Below are 20562 nucleotides of genomic sequence, written 5' to 3' on the forward strand. Positions count from 1 at the left end.
AGATCCAAAGGATACCGCAGGAGGTGGGTCGTATGTTAAGGCTTTCGAGAAGAATACTAGCGTTAGCTGTAATCGTAATTTTGGTTACGGCTTTCGGTGTAACGGTGGCGGAAGCACCACTCGACATAAGCGGAACGTATAAAGCGCAAGGAATCAATCCGAACGGTACCAAATACAAAGGAACGGTGACCTTTAAGAAAAACGATATCGGCAGTTATGACGTAATCTGGTCGGTGGGAATCCGTTTCCAAGGAACCGCGATGCTGGATGGAGACACAGTCAATGCGGATTGGGGGGATAGTACTCCGAAAGTATATACCGTAAAACAAGGAGGAAAAGTTCTGGAGGGTCTTTGGGATCACGGAAACGGGATCGAAATCCTAACCCGTTAAATCCATCGACGGAAAGCAAGGGCAATTTTCTGCCCCTGCTTTTCTTCGGCGTCACTATCCGGAAGGGATCCTTCCGTTTCGAACGATAAAAACTAAAGACGATTGATCTCCTCTTTGATCTGCTGGTTCGTTTTTCTCCTCGGCCATTGGGTGTATAAGCCGAAGCCTAATATTGCCAATGCAAAAAGCATTTTGATTGTTTGCTCCCAATCCATTTTCAATTCTCCTTAGCGGATACCTTGGGAAGACGATTTCACACGAACTTCCTGTCGAGCGCCTTTCCGCTGGGGTTCTAATATTTTCTCACTCTTTCAGATTCTACCAAGCGTTAAAATCATTCTCAGATCGTATCTTTCCTAAAATTTTATAGAAAAAAGTTCGCTTTGGGACGGCAAATTTTTGCTACAAATCAAAAGAAAACGGTACGACACTAAGAAACTCGATGAACGATCCCCGTTACAACACCCAAGATCCTCTCTTCCAACAAATCGATCGGAATCGGAGTATTCCCTTTCTCAGGTCCGAGAAGAAAAGTTCCCAATATAGTGACGGATACTTTACGAAACAAATAATTTCCTCGGCTATAAACCAATACGACGGACCCATCTTCCATTTCCTTGAGTCGATCGATTACTAAACGGTCCTTGTCGAAAATTCCGAAATTCTTCCACGCATCTCCCTTTACGGAAACAAAGATTTTACTCGCTTTTCCACGTTCCAAGAAAGAAAGGGTGTCTCTCATTTTGCGCGGATCGGGAGACTTTGTAGGAGTTCCTGCATGAAGAGTGTTTTTAAATACGGGAACCAACGAAATTCGTTCCAGATAAACTAAACTTTTCATAAGGTAACATATATATAGTATTTTATTTCTACAGCAAGTCTTTTTTGCCTTTTAGATGATTTTTGGGGGAGGAAATCACGTGTTGGAGCCCGGAAAGCTAGGTTTTTGGTCTAAAAACGATTTGAAAAAACTCGGCAAGAACGCGGCACGAACAAGGCAGGAAGAGGAAGGTAAGTTTTTATCTAGAATTTCAAAGAAGGAAATACCAGAATCCCCTGAAATTTCCAGGGGATTCTGAGAGAAAAAAGAATCATTCTCCGAAAACGAGCACGCATTCCCGGGAGAATATAAAGCTCAGGATGGAAAACGCACTCTTATCCACGACTGCAACCTTTGTGATTTTTCCGTCTTTCATCGCTTCTTCGATACTCCCTTCTCCGCCCGAATAGAAGAGCCAATTCAGAATGGAGTAGTTGCTGCAAGATTTTCCGCTCTTAAGGATCTTTACGTCCGTCGGTCCGGTAATCGGGGAACCGGAGACATGGTGCTCGGAAGAATTGAAAATAAGTGCCGGTAACGGAGTACTCGCGCAGCCTGTAAGTAGAAAAGCGGAGACAATCATGCTTAAAAAAACTTTGGTTCGATTCATTCTTTCCTATTCTCCTGTTATAATAGTGCAATAGTCTTGGTAAAGGTATAGAATACTCATGGTGGAATGGTCTATTGTTGCAATTCTAGTAATCCGGTTTTCCATCGCGATTCGCCCTGCGCTTGCGCTTCCCCAGGTCACCACGCTCAATACATTGTACTGGCAGCCTTCGGCTTTTTTGGTTGTTGGTATGTTGTTGGAAGAGTTAATTTCTCCCGGAAATTTATAGTCACTGAATAAAAATCCCCCCGACGGACCGATCGGTGCACAATCGAAAAGCTGCACAAAACTTCCTAGTAAGAGGATGTATAAAAATGATTTTTTTCCCATTCGATTTTCGTTCCTAATTTATTTTTTCTTTCCGGCAGCAGGCTTTTCTAGATCGGCTTTCCAATCTGGGACATTGGAGTCGTTCGAAGATCCGAAAACAATCGTACAAAAACTATGATAGCCGATTCCTAACACAGCAAATTGCTCATATTCGACTGCGGCAACCCTGGAAATTTTCCCCTTCGCTTTAGCAGCTTCGATCGAGGAGTCTCCGTAGGAAATGAAACGCATTATATTATAAGAGCAACTAGAACCGGAAAGTTTACCCTCCGCATTTCTCCCGATGGAACCAGGTACCGTGCCGCTATGAATGATAGCTCCTCCTTTCGCGTACAGATAAAATAGGTTCGCATAATCTTTCGTCGGATTGGTGTTCGGGGTGATTCCAACCATATATAAATAATTAATCCCAGTGCAACCTGCGGAAACCAACCAAAAACAAACGATGAAACTTAGATAACTGACTTTCATCCTTCCTTCCAAAATTAAAAGCTCGGATGCATTGTACGGATGTCGCATCAAAGAATCCTGCCCTAGAAAAAAGACACAATTTGGATTGAAACGCAATCAAAAAATTCACCCGATAAAAACGATATATCGCAACTTTTTTCTGAAATTTGGGAAAGCTCTTTTATCCACCTAAAGTGCGAATATCAGACACGTTACATGGCATACAAAGTATTCAGGATTTCCTTCCCTCCAAACCCTTCATTTCACTTTCGGAAGAGAAAAGTAAAATGTTGCTCCTTGATCGACGGTACTTTCCGCGCGCACTCTTCCTCCGTGACGACTCACGATCCTTGCTACAATCGCTAATCCTACGCCGGTCCCATCGAATTCGTTGATCGAATGTAAACGTTGGAATACCTTGAATAGCCGATCGACATATTCGGGATTGAATCCGGCGCCATTGTCTTTTACGAAGAATTCGTTTTCTCCGTTTTCGCTTTTGCATCCGATCCGAATCTCCGGATTTTCCCTCTTAGAGGAATATTTAAACGCATTCGACAAAAGGTTCATCCAGACTTGACGAATCGTCGTCGAATCCCCGAAGATCCGAGGCAATTCTCCGATTTCCACACGGTACTTCTCGCTCGAGTACTCGCTTTTTAGACTCGTCAAGACTTCATCCACAACATTGGAGGTATCGATCTCTTGGAAATTTACCGTTAGTTTCGTTACCTTGTGAAAGGAAAGCAAATCGTCCACAAGCCTAGCCATATGCGTGGCAGTACTAACGATAACGGAAAGCATTTTGCGCCCTTCCTCGTCCAGTACGGCCAAATAATCTTCTAACAGGATTTTCCCCAATCCCTCAATGCCACGAATAGGAGAACGCAGGTCGTGGGAAATCGAATAACTGAAGGCCTCCATTTCGCGGTTGGATTGTTCCAAATCTTCCTGCGCCTTCTTGAGAGCGGCGAAATTTCTTACCCTAGCTAAAAGCTCCTCTTGGAGAAAAGGTTTTAAAACATAGTCTTGGCCGCCTTCCTGCAGCAATTTAATCCTCAAATCGTCGTCCGACTTGGCGCTCAGTAGAAGGATTGGCATCCGATTCAGTTCCGGTATTTTTCGGATTTCGCGGACCATGATATCTCCGCTCATCACAGGCATCATGATATCGGTGATCAGAACATCCGGAACGATGTGAATCGCCTTTTCCAATCCCTCTTTTCCGTTTACCGCCATGGTTACGTTAAATTCGCTCTTCAGCGTATCGAATATATATTCCCTCATCTCGGGATTGTCTTCCACTACCAGGGCGCTCGGTAGATTGGTATCTTCGAGATCCGGCCTCTCATCGGTTTGGTAACGTCGAAACTCGTGCAAGGTACCCAATAAAGTAGCTTGAGAGAGTTCGTTTTCATCTCCGTTTACAAGTGTCACGGAAGTCGGCGCTTTTAAGGGAAGGCTAAGTTGAAAAAGAGCTCCCCCGCCCGGATTTTCCTCCACATGGATTCTACCGTAGTGGAGTTCCGCAAATTCCTTTGCGATCGCAAGCCCCAAGCCGGTCCCTCCGAAGGAACGGGAATCCCCTTCGTTCACCTGTCGAAATCTTTCGAAAATCGCTTCCCTAAGTTTTTCGGGAACTCCCGGACCGTTATCGCTCACTTGGACCATGGCGACATCGCCCATTTTTTTCGCGGAGCAGGAGACCTTTCCCCCTACGGGAGCGAATTTAAACGCGTTCGAAATCAGATTTAAAAATATCCTTTCCACCTTTGCCGGATCCAATTCCGCAAACAATTGCCCGGATGTTTCCACATCGAATAGGATGGAACGTTCGACGGCAACGGAATCGAAATGGGAAGCGATTCTTTGTAATAATTTGGATACGTCGACTTCGGCATACTCTACGTTCATCTTTCCGGCTTCCACCTTAGAAATATCCAGTAGATCGTTGACGTGCTTTAGAAGAGTCTGGGCGTTCCTTTCCATCACCTGAAAATCGGAACGATACGTTTCGCCTATGCTTTCCTTTGCCATCAGTTTTCGTAAAGGGGCAAGGATCAGAGTTAAAGGAGTTCTCAATTCGTGACTGACATTCGCAAAGAATTGAGATTTCAATTGGTTCATTTCGTGCAATCTTTCGTACAATTGCTGCAATTCTTTTTCTCTTCTGGACAATTCCTCGTTCGCTTGGAGCAGCAGCTTATTCGCTTTTTGTACTTCTTGGGCACGCCGGTAGATTTCCGATTCCATCAAGGCGGTTTTGGAAAGCAGTTCTTCGGTGATCTGGCTCTTTTGATTCTCCGAATTTTTGAGTTCCACGAATTCGGTGACGTCTTCTACTCGGTGAACGATATAAATCGTATTACCCGCGGAATCTAAAACTGGGCAATTCACCGGGCTCCAGTATTTGGCGATGAAGTGTCCTCCTTCCGATTCCGGTAAGCGGATATCGTATTTTTGCACCGCCATCGCGTTCTGTTTCTTGTCCCTTAAAACCGCTTCCAAAGAATCTCGCAAATTGCTAACTCCGGTCGCGGACGGATCCGAAGGATTATCCGGAAAAACGTCGAAGATCCACCGCCCTAAAATTTCGGACCGAACCGTCTTGGTGGCAGAAAGATATGCCTCGCTCACCGCGATGATATTCAATTTAGGATCCAACACCAAATAGAGTCCTGGAACCGATTCAAAAAGTAGACGAAAATCGGGGGTAGACAAGGAAATCTTCTCCTAAAAAAATAGTATATCCGAAGATCCAAAATCGGAGATCAAAACATTAGGAATATACCAAAATCGAATCCTGGTCGCACGCAAAAATCCGAACTTGACCGGGAAATTTAGGAGGATTCTGGGTGATGGCATACGACCTCGATATTATGCCCGTCCGGATCCAGGACGAAAGCCGCATAATAATCCTTATGGTAATGCGCTCTCAATCCCGGTGGCCCGTTGTCCTTTCCTCCTGCCGCCAACGCTGCCTTATAAAAAGAGTCCACGATCCCGCGATGCTGCGCTCGAAACGCGATATGCAAACGAGGGGAATTGGGAATTCCTTCTGCTACCCAAAAATCGGCCTTAGAAGGTTCCCCATAACCCAAAACCTCTTTTCCTTCCGTAAATTCTTTCGGCACTTCGATTAATAATTTATATCCAACCGGTGCCAACGCTTTCTCATAAAAATTTCGACTTGCAGCCGGATTACTGACTTGAAGCCCCGTGTGGTCGATCATAACGAACCCCCCTGTTCCTTTCGGATTTCTAAATGCGATTTTCATCTTTGTCAATCAAACCCGCGAAAATCCTTTGCTTACATTTTGAAAGTCGTTCCAAACGGATGAGATCTGGAAAATATTCATTCGTTTTATAAAAAGCTTATAAACGAACGAAACGATTTTGACCGTAGTAACTTCAAAATTTATTTTTCTTTATATAGCAAATTTTAGCCCAAATGAAATAAAAATATTTACTTTTCTCCTTATTTAAAGGATTTATGACTCTTCTGTTGCATACTTAGAGAAAAAAAGCCTTAAATGAAAGAGACATATTCGTTTTTGGAAAAAAAAGTTCGTTTGTCCGAATCCAAAATCTGGAAGTACCAACGGCGCTATTCTTACGAACAAAATAAAACGCTCCGCTCTTTCTGAGTCGGTACATGTCTATATAAAAAATCGGTAAAAATTCAAGTCATAATTATATTAAATTATTTACAATTTCAAAGATAATTCAACACATATCAATAAATCATTTTTCTTATATAGACAATTTTATACAAAACTCATAATCAAAACTAGGATTCTTCTTTGAAACAGATTTCGATTGCAGCTATTTTTCTCATTTTAAGTTGCGCTTCCACGAAGATGCAGACCGTTCCTGTCGCGATGGACAAAACGTCATCTTCCAAATCGCCGAAACTTTTCCTTCAATCCGTTCGACATGGGGGGAATGTCTCCGGAGACACAACAGAGGCATTAACCAATCTATTGACGCTCAAACTGATCGACCGATCGGAAAACGAGTTCATTGTCATGAGCGAAAATGCGATGGGCTCTCTCGTAAATCAAGCGTCTCTGCAACTTTCCGGATTCGGGACAAAAGAGGGTCTAGACAATCTTCGGACTTTGGCAGATTTCGATATTTTGGTATCCGGAGATCTTTCCCTTCGTTCAAACGACTATCTTTTAACGATCAAAGCGGTAAAACGAACTTCGCGCGCTGAAGGGTTCGAAGTTTTTCTTTCCGAAACGATTCCTCTGGTTTCCTACCAGTTCGATTATTACGCGGACGAAATTGCGAAAAAAGTCAAGGATGTAAAATATTCCATCAACAAACTCAATGCGCCGAAACCCGAAGAAATATCTTTTGAAATCCCGAAAATAAAATTGAACGCAATTTCCCCTGAAAAAATCGAAGCCTATAATTTTTCCACTGGGGATACAAATTTGTCCGCATTGACAGACAAAATAAACGAATACTTGCTTACGGCGGATCGACTTCTTGCACAAAAAAAATACCGCGAATCGATTGAAATCTATTCAAAATCCGCATCTTCGATCCGATCCTTGAGTGCAGAATACCAAAACCAACTGCAAGGACTTCTAACCTATATTTCACAAAAGACGGACAATGCTTATTTCGGTTTTTTCCAGGCGAAGATATCGGTGATCGATGTGGACTTGAACAGGGAAATCTCCATATCACAAGCCAAATTGGACCAGTATTTCGAATCCTATAAGGAACTCTCGAGCCAAATCCTGGAGGAAAAAGAATATAAAAACAAAGTCGTCATATTGGAAAACCTTAGATCCCGTATTGCGGAGGTCAAATTGGCCTCCATGAAGTATATGGAAAAGGAAGCCGATGAAGAATACAGAAAATTGAATTTTTCCATAGCATATTCCCTGTACAAAAAAGCAAACGACGATGCCAAGGAATATCTAACTTTTCCGAAAAAGAACCCTACTTATGAGAATTACCAAAGAAGAATCGAACAAAAAGTGCAAACCACTTCCAAATCGGCGAATCTTTATGTGGAAAATACGTTGAACGGTTTGCTCGAATTAGCGGAATCGGAGAACGCTAGAGGTGCTTTAGATCTAAGTCTTGATGACAGCGGGTACAAAGAACATATCAATAAATCCGTACTCTACCTACAGAAAGCACGGGCTATTTTGAAGCAATATGACTTGTTTGCTCCATATCCTATCAAATCGAAATTCAATGTATCCGTATCGCGGATTAACGCGAAAAATTCGACCATCCGAGACTACAGTATTCTAAATATCGCGCTTTTTCCCTTTAAATACTTCGGTAACATTTTGAAAGGAGTGGTGGATATTTTTGTACTCAAAGTCGGCTACGGAATCGGAGCCGGCGTAGAATTGGGAATTCTCGGCACGGGATTGGGAATCGCTAAAATGCCGATCGAAATCTCCACTGCGTACGGAAAACAGGGTTCAAAGATTTCGAGCATATCACACCCTTTAAAAAATTGGCCGAACGATGATTTTCCGGAAGTATTGCTTCGCGATGGGAAAAAAGGGCCAAGAACGATCGGAATGCTAACCATTAATGCAAATACATGTTACTCCGTATTACTTCGGAAATGTGAGGAAGCTTCCCAGTATAGCAATATTAACTTCTGGGTGGGAGTGGGTCCGGCGCTACACTTTAGCATCGAAACTCACAGAATTTTGGAACTCTTCGGAGTGCTCCTCTTCCAAGACTTGCACCTTATTCCGGATGAAAATCGCCGGTTTCAATATTTTTCTTTTCCGAAAGCGGAAAATTACTGATTCTATAAAACGACATTCTGACGTGCTTGCCTTTAAAGAGATTCAGGACTGTCTTCGCTTTTTATCGTCGTCTAGCCAGTACGTACGCGTTTCATATTGCATACGGAACTACTACGAAGCGGTATTTCCTTTCGAAAAAACGGAAAGAAAATAGACGACAGAATCCGAAAAATCGCGCACGAATGAGACAAGAACTTTCGGATACCATCCGCATGAATGAGATCGGAAAGGACTTTTCCGTTTCGGAAGATCGATTGATCCAACCTTTCCAGGAAAACTCCGGTTCCGTTCTTTCCGTGTTTTTCGGTGATTTAAAATCGATCGAAATCCGTTTTTGCGAATCCGCTGAACATATTTTCTATAATACTGCTTTTTCCTCTTTTACTTCTTTTGTTCGAATGCAATCTGGCGAAAGCCAAGATCGGCGGCGAGCTGGAGCCGGGCAAAACTTCCGGTAAAACCCTGCGGGAATGCAGTTTTCGGATCCAAGCAAAAGGAAAATCCTCGCGCGCACTTCCGGAGGATGGACCTGTGACTCTGAAAATCGAGTTGGGCTCTATAAAATAGAAGTTAATGAGGTGGAAATATTCCGTCTCCATTTTTCAACTAGGGATAAATGAACTGTACTGACTCTCGAGCAAGCCGATCCTGTTCGGGAAAAAGGGCATTTTTAGAACCACCTCTAATCCCTTCTTCGTTTCAAGGTCTCCAGAAAAGAATTCACCTTCAAATTCTCAGGATCGATCGAGAAAGCATCGTTTGCAATTGCTTCCGCCTTGTTCGGATCATTCAAAGCCATGTAAATGCCGGAAAGATTCAACAGATTCTTAAAGTGCGACGGATTTCGTAGCCTCAAGCGTTCTCCAAAATCGGCAGCCCTTTCGAATTCACGGCATTTTTTCAAAGTGTAAGATATGAAGTAAAGCATCTCATTGTCTAAGGGATCCAAGTTCAAATAATCTTCCGCATAATGTGCGGCTTCCCGGTACAATCCTTTGCGAAGGTGCAGAAGCGTAAGGTATTTCTTGATCAGAGGAACTCTATTATGAAGAGATTCTAATTTTTGGAAGATTGGAATCGCTTCGCCGAAATTTTCCGTCTGTGCGATCCGTTTGGCCTGCCGAAACATCCCGGCAAGTTCCGTATTTTTTAAAAAATCCCTATTAGGATTCGCTTCCGGAACATTTACGTTTTCCTCTTTAAAGGCGATACGCACCAGAGAAAGATCGTCCGTAAGCCTACCGTTGGAAGTGATCGATTCGTATATTTTCCTGAGAGATCCCGTTCCCTGATGCACGAATTCTAGAAATTTCGTGTGGTCGTCGTTTAATTTCTTATCGTCCTTTCCAAGCAGCATAAAATCATCACGTCCGTCCGATCCGGCGATGATCACATCTCCCGGCTCCAGTTGAAGGGTTTTCACATATATATGACCGTTAATCCCTCCGGTTCCTAATTTGCGGAACGTCATTTCGCTTTCGATAAAGCTTGCGACTCCGTTTCTATAAAGTACCGTCCATGGATGCTCTGCGTTCACATAATAAAGGATTCCGACTTCGTCGTCCACCAATCCTAGAACCAAGGAAACCAGCATAGAGCCGTCAAAACTTTCAAAAACCTTATGCAATTCCAGAAACGCGTCTTTCAACCATTTTTCCGGGGAATGATTCCGTACGGATTCGATCAGATTCGTCCGTTCCAGGATCGCCTCGAAGACGGCTCCCAGTACGAGTGCCCCGCCGGCTCCCTGCATGGACTTACCCATGGCGTCCGCATTCAAAAAGACCGTATATTTTTTTCCGCGTAAAAAGATTCTTTTCGAGGTACTGATATCCCCTCCGATTTCTGAATCATAATTACGAAATTTGAATTTCTTCTTCTGTTCAGTAAAGAATTCGACCTTAACGTTTTCTTGCGCTGCCCGATTCACTCCCAAAGGCTTCAAAAGAAGAGACATGAGGAAGTAATCCCCGTCCTGTTGTTCCTTTAGATCCTTCACTTCGGTTAACGAGTGCTGGAGTTCTTTCGTTCTTTCATTTACCTTGTTTTCGAGGTCCTGTGCGTATTTTTCCAGATTGTCCCGAGCAACCAGAATGCTGTCCGCCATATGATTGAACGAGCGCGCGATGAACCCGATCTCGTCCTCCACGCTCGGAACGAGTCTGTATTGAAGATTTCCGGAGTGAATCGCTTGCAATCCCGCGACGACGTCGTTCATCGGACGGATCAAGGCGTATCTGAAGAAATATTTGAATCCTACGATAACGACAAACATGATGGAAATCAGACAAACCGCTAATATCGAAGAAGGTGAATGTATATAACCTCGATAGACCTTATAATCGAAACCGACTTCGTATACGGTTTGAGTCGTTTCATCCTGAATGAAATAGGAAACGAAATATTCCGGTGAACTCGTTCCGGTGCGATCCCGATCGTTCATTCCCCGATAGATTCTTTGTCCTTCGAAATAGGCAGGGCAAAGGGATTCGGACAAAAGTACGGAGAGTTTTTCCGAAGATACGCCTTTCCTTCGAGCCTCAGAATACTTACCGCCTGCGATTTTCATCATCGCTGAAAGTCCAGGTTTGCCCGAATTCAAAATTGCGAGTACTGCACTTTCGTTCCTTTTGTCGGGAAGTTGGACGAGCTTATTTCCCGCTATCGTGACGAACCCGTTGATATCTCCGAAGAATCCGGACATTTCAGAATCTGAAATCGATTTTTCCTCCCGAGAGAGTAGAAATTCGCGGAGACCCTCCCGATACGACAAAAACTCGTTTTGGTCCGTTTCGAAGCCCGAAAACAGAAATTCGGCTTTTTTCCATCTCTCTTTTCCGGAGGCGTTTTTCATATCGCTTAACGCGGACCTAAGAAGGAAAAGTTTGGCTTCTTTATTTCCGTTTTGGATCTTCGGGATCGTATTCTGAGCGACCTCCGTATCTCTTACGGACTCTCCGGGAATCGTTCCGTATGCAAGAACGTATTTCAGATCCGCCGGTTGTTCCTTATTTTTAACGATCAGTTTCGCCTCTTGAAAACGGATCTTATCGTACTGCGCCTCGTATTCGTTCAGAATAAGATAAGCCACGATTTGAAACACAAGAAAGAACGTAGCCATGGAGATTCCGATGATCCTACTCAAAACGGTCGTTTTTTCTTTCGAAATATTCAGGTAGATCACGAGCAATAGAAAGAATCCGATCACAAAGGAAAGGTCCACCGCCTGTTGGTATACGATCCTCGAAATCGAGCCGTTTCTGTTTAAAGCGTTCGTTAAGGCCGGGATCACCGAGATCATGCAGAAGGCCAGAAGCATGTAAATTACGGCCCTTCTTTCCCGTCCTCTTTCCGAAAACGCTCTCCAAATTCCGGCCGCCACAAAAACGGTATTGTAGACCAGAACGATTATGGAGTAGTACTTGTAGAACGAATATGTTTCGAAATCGCGATAATGGTTTCCCCGGACGAAAATTCCGACACTGTGGTAAGAAATAGCGATATAATAAACTGCAATGATTCCGATTACGGAAAGCAGAATCGAGTATAAGGAGAGACCGAACCTTTCATATTTGGGGGAAGGGAAATAAAAGAACACAAGGACCAAATGTGAGAAGGTCATTAACGCGGTCGGTATGACCAACCAGCGGTGATACACCCCCCAGACCTCGACGGTCATAAAACCTACGGCGTAGGCGAAATGAAAAAGAGCGGCCGATATTCCCGCTCCTCCCAGAATCAATGCGGCTGGACTTCTTTCCTTAATCGTAATAAAGAAAATCGCTATATAAAGACAGAACAGGCCGGCAAGAGTGGAGCCGAATGAATAGAAGTTTAAGTATATGAAATCCATGAAATTTTCCCAGAGCCATCTCTTTCCGAGTATAGATTTTTATCGGCTTGTCATTCGACAAACGGACCGTTCAAGGCTCCATTGAATTCCGCAACTCTGTACAAGCTTTGGATCCTTTCGCGATACTTCTCTAAAATTACGGATCTCTTCAGTTTTTGTAGATTCGTCAGTTCGTCCCCGACTTCGAACGTTTTTTCAATCAACAAAAAAGGGGTAATTTGCTCGAACGACTTGAATCCGGACTTCGAATTGTTTAAGGATTTGATTTCGCTTCGGAAGAGATCTATTACTTTCCGATTCTTTAACAGATCCGCTGTCGAAGAAGATCTGATATTCCGATCCTTTGCCCATTTTTGTAATGCCTCGAAATCCGGAACGATAATGGCGCCCAGATTTTTTTGGTCCTGACCGATTACCATACATTGACTGATGAATTCGGAAGATTGAAGACAAGCCTCGATCGGTACAGGTTCGACGTTTTCCCCGCCTCGTAGCACAATGGTCTCCTTCGCCCTTCCGGCAAGCGTAAGAGTGTGATTAAAACCGATAATCCCCAAATCCCCCGTGTTCATCCAGCCTCCCTTAAGGGCAGCCTCGGTTTCCGCTTCGCTTTTGAAATATCCCTTCATCACCTGCGGTCCCTGAACGAAGATGATTCCTTTTCTTCCCGGCCTACCCTGTACGAACCTACCGGAATCGTCGATTTCGGATAACACTTCGTTCGTTTCCGATCGTACCTGTAATCTTGTCTTCGGTAGGATGTGCCCTACACTGCCCAATACCATTCGACGGAATCTACGAATGGAAATTGTCGGAGAAGTTTCCGTCATTCCATAACCTTCTAAAATCCGGATACCGATCGAATCCAAAAATACGTCCACTCGGTTCGGCAACGCGCCACCTCCCGAAATCGGAACCCTGAGTTCCCCGCCAGTAAGCATGACTCTATACTTCGACAAAATCCATCGATCCAACATAAAGCTGTTCAACACTGAAAAAATAGCGCCTAGGAGGAAGGATAGTAACGGAAATTCGTAAGAATAAGAATGGATGCTGAACCAGAATCCCAAAGCGGAAAAAAGAACCGATAGATAAAACGGTCCGAGAAGTAAATAGACCGTTGTCATCTGGATTCCTCTGAATACGGTCCATACCGCATTTCTACCGCTCAGATCCAGTTCGTTCCCGGTCAAAAAAGCTTTCGCCTTTCCGACGGTTCTCGTGTAGAAACAGGACAGATGGAATAATCTTCTACTCAGAGCGTTCGTTCTGGCGGAATCGTTGATCTTGGCGAGGATTCCGTTCGCGAGCATTTCCCAAACTCGCGGAGCGGAACCGAATATCGTAGGTTTATATTCCAACAGATTTTGCTTTAGCTCCGGAAGATTCGAATAAAAAGTCGAGGCCCCCGCGCTGATGCAGCAATATTCCAGAAATCTTTCGAATATATGCCAGATCGGTAATATTGTAACCGCTCTGTCCTCTTCCCCCAATTCGAGTAACGGGACAACCGCACTTATTTGGTGGATCATATTGGAATGAGTCAGTTGTACACCTTTCGGCTTTCCGGTGGTACCGGAAGTATAGATGATCGTAAAAAGGTCTTCCGATCCGATTTCGCTGATCCTGCTTTCCACCTTGCGAGATCCTTTCTGTCGTAAGGCACGCCCTTTTTCGATAAGATCGTAGATATTATATGCCCCCGTTTCCTCGTCCTTCGGACTCTGGAGCAATATAAAGATGGATTCCGACTCCAGAAGCGATTGATTCCGCAAAATTCGGTTCAGTAGTTTCAAATTTTCGACGAAGACGATTCTACTTTCGCTATGATTCAGAATATAAACGATTTCGGTATCGGTAATATCGGAACCTCTTGGGACGTCGGCACATCCGGAAAGTAAAACGGATGCATCCGCTATAATCCACTCGACTCGGTTGTCGGAAAGGATAGCCACATGTTCCTTTTGCTTTAAACCCAAATAGATCAACGCCTCTGCCAAAGAGAGCGCGGACGAATACAATTCCGAATAGGAAAGTTCGGAGATCCTTTTCTGATGATCTCGATAGCGAAAAGCGGTTTTTCCTCCGAATTTTTCGGCGGAATCTTTGAATAAATCGGCCAACGTTCTCATATTTCGTTCTTCCTTTCGCGTAGGGCTTTTCGCTTTGAAAAGTTTCCTTTTCACTGCAACCTAGAGTATAGCAGTGATCAGATTCCGGAACTTGAACGCTACGGCTGAATCCGGCGGATTTATTTGAAAGATTCGGCTAAACCTTTTCGGTAGGTTTTTTCATATTATAATACAACAAATATTTTATAATAAGAAATGTCTGAGAAAATCCTTGTTCTTTCTCATTCTTTACACGAAGGAAAGATTTCTTCGTTAGACTCGTACGAAAACCTACGTGCATTCCAATCCCTACACCTCTTCTCTGCTTGTAAAAGCCCCTCTAAGATCGCGCCTCTTAACTCCGAGATCTCGTCGAACAATTGATCAACCACTCCTGTCGATAACGCGTCCTGAGAAGCTTTTGCTTTCTTTCGAAACGATTCTAAAAACTCTTTCCGTAGCGTTTCCACTTCTTCTTTCTTCCCCTCTTCTTCCAAGCGCGCTACTTTTCCCCCGTGAAAAAGATCGAACGCCGAAAACGCTCCCATCACCGCTAGTGTACTTTCTTTCATGGAGCAATAGGAAATTCCCGGTCTCAAGAATCCGCTAAATGCATGAATTTGTCTTCCTCCGTAATTCTGTCGTAGAACTACGGATACGACCGGATTCTTGGAAAGAACATTGATATCCAATGACTCTCCTCCGATCTGCTGGATTCGAAGTCTCTCCTGTTTCAGCCCCGGCACGAAACCGGGAGCATCGGAAAGCATCACCAAAGGAAGTTCGAATTTGGATAGAAATTCCATAAAGATTCGGAATTTTTCCGTTCCGGAGGCATCTGGCGCCCCTCCGTCTTTCGGTTGGTCCGCGATGATTCCCACCGTTTTTCCGGCGATCCTGCCTAGTCCCGTGATCAAACTCGACCCTGGATCGGTTTGAAAGAATTCCAAAAACGTACCCTCATCCAAAGTGGGTTCGATTATGGAAGAGCGCATATCATAAGCCTGGCTGAGATCTTTCGGTAGACTCGGTATACCACTCGGAACCGGGTTTTCTTGGATTCGATTTCTATAACGAAGCAAGGAAAAGACGTCTCTAGCGACCGAAAAAGCCGTTCGTTCGTCACTGACGAGGAACGTCGGGGTCTTGAAAACAGATCCAGCCGGCAGTTCCTGTTTTTCCTTCCGGCTTCCTTCGATGAGAATCCATACGTCTCCTGAAATCGTATTTTCGGATAACTTTAGACTTTTCGAATCTTTAACGATATGAAGAACCGGCTCCCGGTTGGCGGACAAAAGATTTAATATATCTCTACCGATCCGGAACGATTCTCCGTCCTCCAGATAGGAGTTGCTGAACCAAGTCCTTCCATAAACCAGAAGGATTCCCGCTCCGGTTTTTTGCGCAATCCTCAAGGATTCTTTCGCTTTTATTAATGATGGGTAGGAGTGGAATCCGAACTCCGATCTCGGTCCTAGGACTACGAGAGGAACTTTCTTCAGTCTCAAAAGCCCTGCGACCAAGGCTTCCCCGCCCGAATAGTTTTCCTTGATCGCTAAAAAATCACCTTCATCGGATAAGGATCGAAGAGTCGATTCAGATATGACGTCCCGACGCGTTATCTCCTGATTGGTGGTAGAATTTCTTTCGGGAAGCGGTGCAATTTCTTCCCATCGATTTTTCGGAGATCCGAAAAGGATTTTCTGAATCCGAAAAAGGATCGAAATCAAGTGGACCTTATCGTTCGCGACGAAGTCCACCGTGCCGCTACCCCGACCCATAATTTTCGCTCCACCGATCTCGTAATTGGTAAACCTTTCCCCGGTTACGGACTCGATCACGGCAGCTCCCGTCAAAACGCGATAGGACTGTTCTTCGTCCAATAGAACTTGTATAGATGCTTGGGAGGAACCGTACACATCCAATCCTGTAGAAGATCCCACACCGACTGCGACGACCAAACACCTCGACGGTCGATCCTCCGGAAGATACGGCCGAAAGTTCAGATCTTCCAATCCGTGAATCGCGGAAAACAATTCGGAAATCGCAGGATCGTTGTGGGATTCTATGGCTGCCATAAATTCCCTGGCTGGTACTCGTCCCGTCAAAAGAGAATTCACGAAAAATCCTTCCGCTGCACGGTTCAGGGAGACCATTCCCTCTTTGATATTCGCTCCTGCTCCGTCGTTCCAAACGTAAAGGGGAAGATCCATCCGATAGGCAATACACGCAGCAGCGAAGTATTTTCTTCCCTCCTTATCCCCTGTCGCACCTCCTGCAACTCTCGAGTCTTTGAAGAAAAATACCGCTTCTTGTCCGGAAATTTTTCCCACGAAAATCTTCGCGCCGATCGGAATCATCCCGTTTGCATTGTTTTCCGGGAAATCAAGTCCCGGAATCCGGATCTCGCGAAAGGAATCGGAATCGAACGTTTCCTCCACCCATCTTTCCAGGGGCCATTTCCCTTTTTCGTACATTTTGGAATTTTTAGATTCGATTTCCTTAGAATAAGGGAATCTTATATCTTCTTTTCCTAATATATCCATCCGAAGCTTTCCATCCCTAAAAAAGAAGGAATAAATTTTGGATTTATCGAAAGCATCTATGATTTCCAAAATCAGTCCGGAATAATCCGCATGGAGGAAAAACTCCAGTATAGAAGCGGCGCTATTTCTTAGAATGTCATGTTCTAAGTCTCTCGCTGGAGAAGCATCATCCTTTAACGGTATTTCCCTTTTTTCGACTACGAGCTCCAGACGTATCGAAGACGCGGAATGAAAACGGTTGGCGACAGCGAGTAAAGATACAGCGGCAATGCATTCGTTTTCCAGATTTTCGTTATAGAACTTTCCTTCCGAGTCGATCCCGGTATTTTCCGAAGGGTCCGATTCCAGTCGGGCAATGAGCAGAAGTTCGGTTTTTCCCTTTGACTCCGTTAGGTATAAAAAATATCTTTCGGAGGGGAATTCCAATCGGCGAATTTGCGTTCTACCTTTCCAATAATCCAATTTTTTGGAAAGAAGATCCTCAAATTTCTCCGGTAGATTTTCGGAAGCGAAAAATAGGTCGGATCGGAATTCCGAGAGTTTCCCCGGATTGAAATCTCCTTCTGAAACTAAGTTCATCGGATCCTTAGTAAAAATCAGGTATTTGGACTGGTGACGTTTGGCGAGAGTCCTTACTCCTTCTGGAATGTTAAACGAATTGGATTTTCTTTTGTTCAGAATTCTTTTCAGTATTTTTTCGAGTTTGGGGTCTCTGTCTCTTTCCTCCAACGCAAGCAACTCGTGGAGAAAGATGTCAAAAGACTTGGCTTCCGGGAGGAACGGCTCCAACGCCAAAAGTATCTCTGCATAGAAATCCGGCTGAGCCAACTGATTCTTATAGGCGGATAATATATAACCGAAGGCGATGCCTTGGTCTTGCATCCGACGAAATTGCGTCCAAGGTTTTGCTCCGTAAAAGGCAAACAGTCTGGATAGAAGTTTTGCAGGTTCCTTTGCCGGCTTAAATCCTTCTTGATCCCAGTGGATCAACGCTCTTTGCAATTCGCTGAAATGGGAGCGACCCGGAAGAAAATCGGACGAAAATAATCGTTTCGTCAGAACGATATACCGGAAGAACAATTTGACAAAATCTTCCCACTCGCTTCTTTCTTTCTGATTTTTCAGGATCTCTTCTTTTTCCAGTCCTTTTAGAAGACAGGATATTTTACTCTTTGTTCCCGATCCGGAGCAGAATCCCAATAACCAAGACCTCAGCAGGAGACGGACCTCTTTCCTCTGGATCGCGGAATAGGGTTTTTTCATAAAATCCGCTTCGTGATCCTCAGATACGTCCGTGGGAACATCGCTCCATTTTTCCAGTCTAGATAGAGAAGAAGAGGTTTCTGTCTTCCCGTTCTGTTGTCCGATCTTGGATGGAAGTTGCAGGGAAGAGATTTCGGGTTCGAGCTCTGATTGACTGGATGTCACTTTTGCGAGAATTTCCCCTTCCCCAAAACTCTTTCCTAGAATTTGACCGGAAGCGGTATTTCCTTGAATCAATCTGTTGAGATCTCCCTTTTCAATCAGATATGATAAGGTTCCGTCGACGGGCGCCTTGAGTAGCGTTTCCATTTTCATGGCCGAAATAACGATGAGAGAATCTCCCTTTTTGATTCCACTTCCTAATATCCAAGGCTTTCCGGTTTCAGGATCATCGCATAATTTTACGAATGTTCCTTGGAAGGGGGACCGAAGAACCCCGGCGTCATCTCCTGAATCCTGTTTGCCTTCGGAGGTGATTTTTAGGCGGGAATACCGCACGGACCCTTTGGAATCGAAAAAACGGATCAATTGAAAATTCGGTTTCGCATCGATCTTTACGGAAACATTTCTATCTCCGGATTCGGCTAAGAATTGAAACCCGTCTCTAGAATATCTGCTGACCCGAACACGCCTGAGTGAAAGTCCTTCTCCTCCGATCCAGAATTCGGATATACCGGTCCGCAAAAGAAAAACGTTATAGGAAGAATCGTTGATAAAAACTTTATAATGTACTGGGGATTCGGTTTCCATATCTGAATAGATGAGTTGAGTCAAATTCCGTTCCCTAAAAATCTCCGCGACCGATCGTCCCGTTTCCCGAAGACTTTCCCCGATGCAGGCGTAGGTTATGGATTCCTCCAAAAGATCCGTCTTCGCCGAAACCAATTCAGAAAATTCGTCCAGCAACCGATTGTCGTAGTCTCCCTCCCGAAATTTCGGATGTCGTATCACGGAAAGAAGTTGTTCGATATTGGAAGTGATTCCCCTCATATAAATCTCGCTCAAAGCCCGTTCCATGCGCTGCAAGGCTTCGAATCGATTCTTTCCGAATGCGAGTAGCTTTCCGACCATGGGGTCGAATTCTCCCGGTATACTATCCCCTTTTTTGAAACCGAAATCGCAACGTATTCCGTTGAACGTAGGCAATTCCAGTTCTTTGATTTTTCCGGGAGAAGGAGAATAATTTTGGTACGGATCTTCCGCATAAATCCGGCACTGGATCGAATGTTCTCGCTCGCGAAATCTGGACTGCAAAGCGGAATGGTACGGGATGTGATCTTCGCGATCGTCGAAAAGAAAGATTTGCCATTTGACCAAATCCACTCCCACCGATTGGTCCGTAACCGCATACTCCACTTGCAGGCGGGTATTCATTTCTAAAAATCCGAATTGGCCGGTTTCCCGATCCAAAAGAAACTCGACCGTACCGGCTCCGCAATCGTTCGAATATCCGGAAAGTCCCGCTATTTTCTCCGCGCTAGAAAGCAACTGGAGTTGGGTCGAATGAGGTAGAAAATGTTCTCCCGATTCCTCTATGATCTTTTGATTTCTCCTCTGCACCGCACATTTACGGATTCCGACTGCGATTCCGTTAAAAATCTGTACTTCGAAGTGCGCCGGCCTTTCTATGAATTTTTCCAAGTAGAAGGTCTCGTTTCCGTAGGAACTTCTCCCGATCCGAATGGCGCTTTCGATCGCGGGCGCCAGTTCCGCCGGATTACGAACGACAAGCATTCCCTTTCCGCCTCCCCCGGCATCGAGTTTTAAGATGATCGGATACCCGATCCGCTCCGCTTCTCTAAGAGCCTCTTCTATACCTCCTATGGAACCGGAGCCTAGGAACAGAGGAACGCCGTTTTGGTTGGCCAAATGTCTAGCGTCCAATTTATTTCCGACTTTCCGCATAACGGAAGCTTTCGGACCCATGAAAACGATTTCCCTTTCGTAGAAAGTTTGTACTTCGCTTAACATTTCTACGAATTCGTAATTTTCGGACAGAAAACCGTAACCGGGATATATCGCATTCGCTCCGCTTTCGAGCAAGGCGGCACAGATCACCGGTATGCTGGCATAATTCTTCGCTTCTCCTATATAAACCACTTCGTCCGCGAACTCGAACCAGGACTGTCCCCGGTCTTTGTCCGCAACCACGGCAATGGATCGGATTCCCTCCTCGTGCAGTGCGAAGAAAAAACGCTTGGCGATTTCCCCTCTGTTTGCAACCAACACTTTCTGAAGTTTACCCTGTCTCTTCTGCGATTTGAACGCCTTCATACGAAAAGTCGCGTTCAGCTCCTTCAGTTTCGTACGATGGAATTCTATCTCCGAGATTCCTTGCGCAAGAGCGATCGATTCGGATTCGTCTTTTGGAATTTCCGTCTTTTTCATCTCT

12 protein-coding genes are annotated in these 20562 nt (G+C 44.6%); 2 read left to right on the plus strand and 10 right to left on the minus strand.

Annotated features, from left to right (window positions below; genetic code table 11):
• Positions 1–32: 32 nt before the first annotated feature.
• Positions 33–392 carry an LIC10280 family protein gene (lfb1, locus tag EHO60_RS14370; RefSeq protein WP_135768901.1) on the plus strand — a complete coding sequence of 120 codons (360 nt, stop codon included), beginning with the start codon at positions 33–35 and terminating at the stop codon, positions 390–392.
• Between the two features lie 92 nt (positions 393–484).
• On the opposite strand, the gene EHO60_RS17330 is transcribed toward lfb1, so the two are convergent.
• From EHO60_RS17330 to EHO60_RS14400, 7 genes are all read right to left on the minus strand, one after another.
• On the minus strand, positions 485–607 hold the full coding sequence (locus tag EHO60_RS17330; protein ID WP_281283060.1) for a hypothetical protein: 123 nt from the start codon (positions 605–607) through the stop codon (positions 485–487).
• A 215-nt stretch (positions 608–822) separates the two neighbouring features.
• Positions 823–1233: a S24 family peptidase gene (locus EHO60_RS14375; protein ID WP_135768902.1), complete on the minus strand. Its 411-nt coding sequence runs from the start codon at positions 1231–1233 to the stop codon at positions 823–825.
• Positions 1234–1483: 250 nt separating this feature from the next.
• Complete coding sequence (locus EHO60_RS14380) at positions 1484–1822, minus strand: TRL domain-containing protein (RefSeq protein ID WP_135768903.1); 339 nt, start codon at positions 1820–1822, stop codon at positions 1484–1486.
• A 6-nt stretch (positions 1823–1828) separates the two neighbouring features.
• A complete protein-coding gene (locus tag EHO60_RS14385) occupies positions 1829–2152 on the minus strand; it encodes a TRL-like family protein (RefSeq protein ID WP_135768904.1) in 324 nt (107 codons plus the stop codon).
• A gap of 18 nt (positions 2153–2170) precedes the next feature.
• Entirely contained in the window at positions 2171–2623 is a 453-nt protein-coding gene (lsa14, locus tag EHO60_RS14390) for an adhesin Lsa14 (RefSeq protein ID WP_135768905.1), read from the minus strand.
• 237 nt (positions 2624–2860) lie between these two features.
• Positions 2861–5329 carry a hybrid histidine kinase/response regulator LvrA gene (gene lvrA / locus EHO60_RS14395; RefSeq protein ID WP_167880235.1) on the minus strand — a complete coding sequence of 823 codons (2469 nt, stop codon included), beginning with the start codon at positions 5327–5329 and terminating at the stop codon, positions 2861–2863.
• Positions 5330–5442: 113 nt separating this feature from the next.
• Entirely contained in the window at positions 5443–5835 is a 393-nt protein-coding gene (locus EHO60_RS14400) for a VOC family protein (protein WP_135768907.1), read from the minus strand.
• 570 nt (positions 5836–6405) lie between these two features.
• Between EHO60_RS14400 and EHO60_RS14405 the strand changes: the two genes are divergently transcribed.
• A complete protein-coding gene (locus EHO60_RS14405) occupies positions 6406–8397 on the plus strand; it encodes a hypothetical protein (protein WP_135768908.1) in 1992 nt (663 codons plus the stop codon).
• Between the two features lie 682 nt (positions 8398–9079).
• Here the strand turns inward: EHO60_RS14405 and EHO60_RS14410 are convergent.
• The 3 genes from EHO60_RS14410 to EHO60_RS14420 all read right to left on the minus strand — a co-directional run bounded on the left by EHO60_RS14410 (position 9080) and on the right by EHO60_RS14420 (position 20558).
• Positions 9080–12250: a SpoIIE family protein phosphatase gene (locus EHO60_RS14410; protein ID WP_135768909.1), complete on the minus strand. Its 3171-nt coding sequence runs from the start codon at positions 12248–12250 to the stop codon at positions 9080–9082.
• Positions 12251–12300: 50 nt separating this feature from the next.
• Complete coding sequence (locus tag EHO60_RS14415; RefSeq protein ID WP_135768910.1) at positions 12301–14382, minus strand: AMP-dependent synthetase/ligase; 2082 nt, start codon at positions 14380–14382, stop codon at positions 12301–12303.
• A gap of 221 nt (positions 14383–14603) precedes the next feature.
• On the minus strand, positions 14604–20558 hold the full coding sequence (locus EHO60_RS14420; protein WP_135768911.1) for a carboxyl transferase domain-containing protein: 5955 nt from the start codon (positions 20556–20558) through the stop codon (positions 14604–14606).
• Between the last annotated feature and the right edge of the window lie 4 nt (positions 20559–20562).

Origin of the sequence: Leptospira fletcheri, from assembly GCF_004769195.1 — a bacterium.
Classification (GTDB): Bacteria; Spirochaetota; Leptospiria; order Leptospirales; family Leptospiraceae; genus Leptospira_B; species Leptospira_B fletcheri.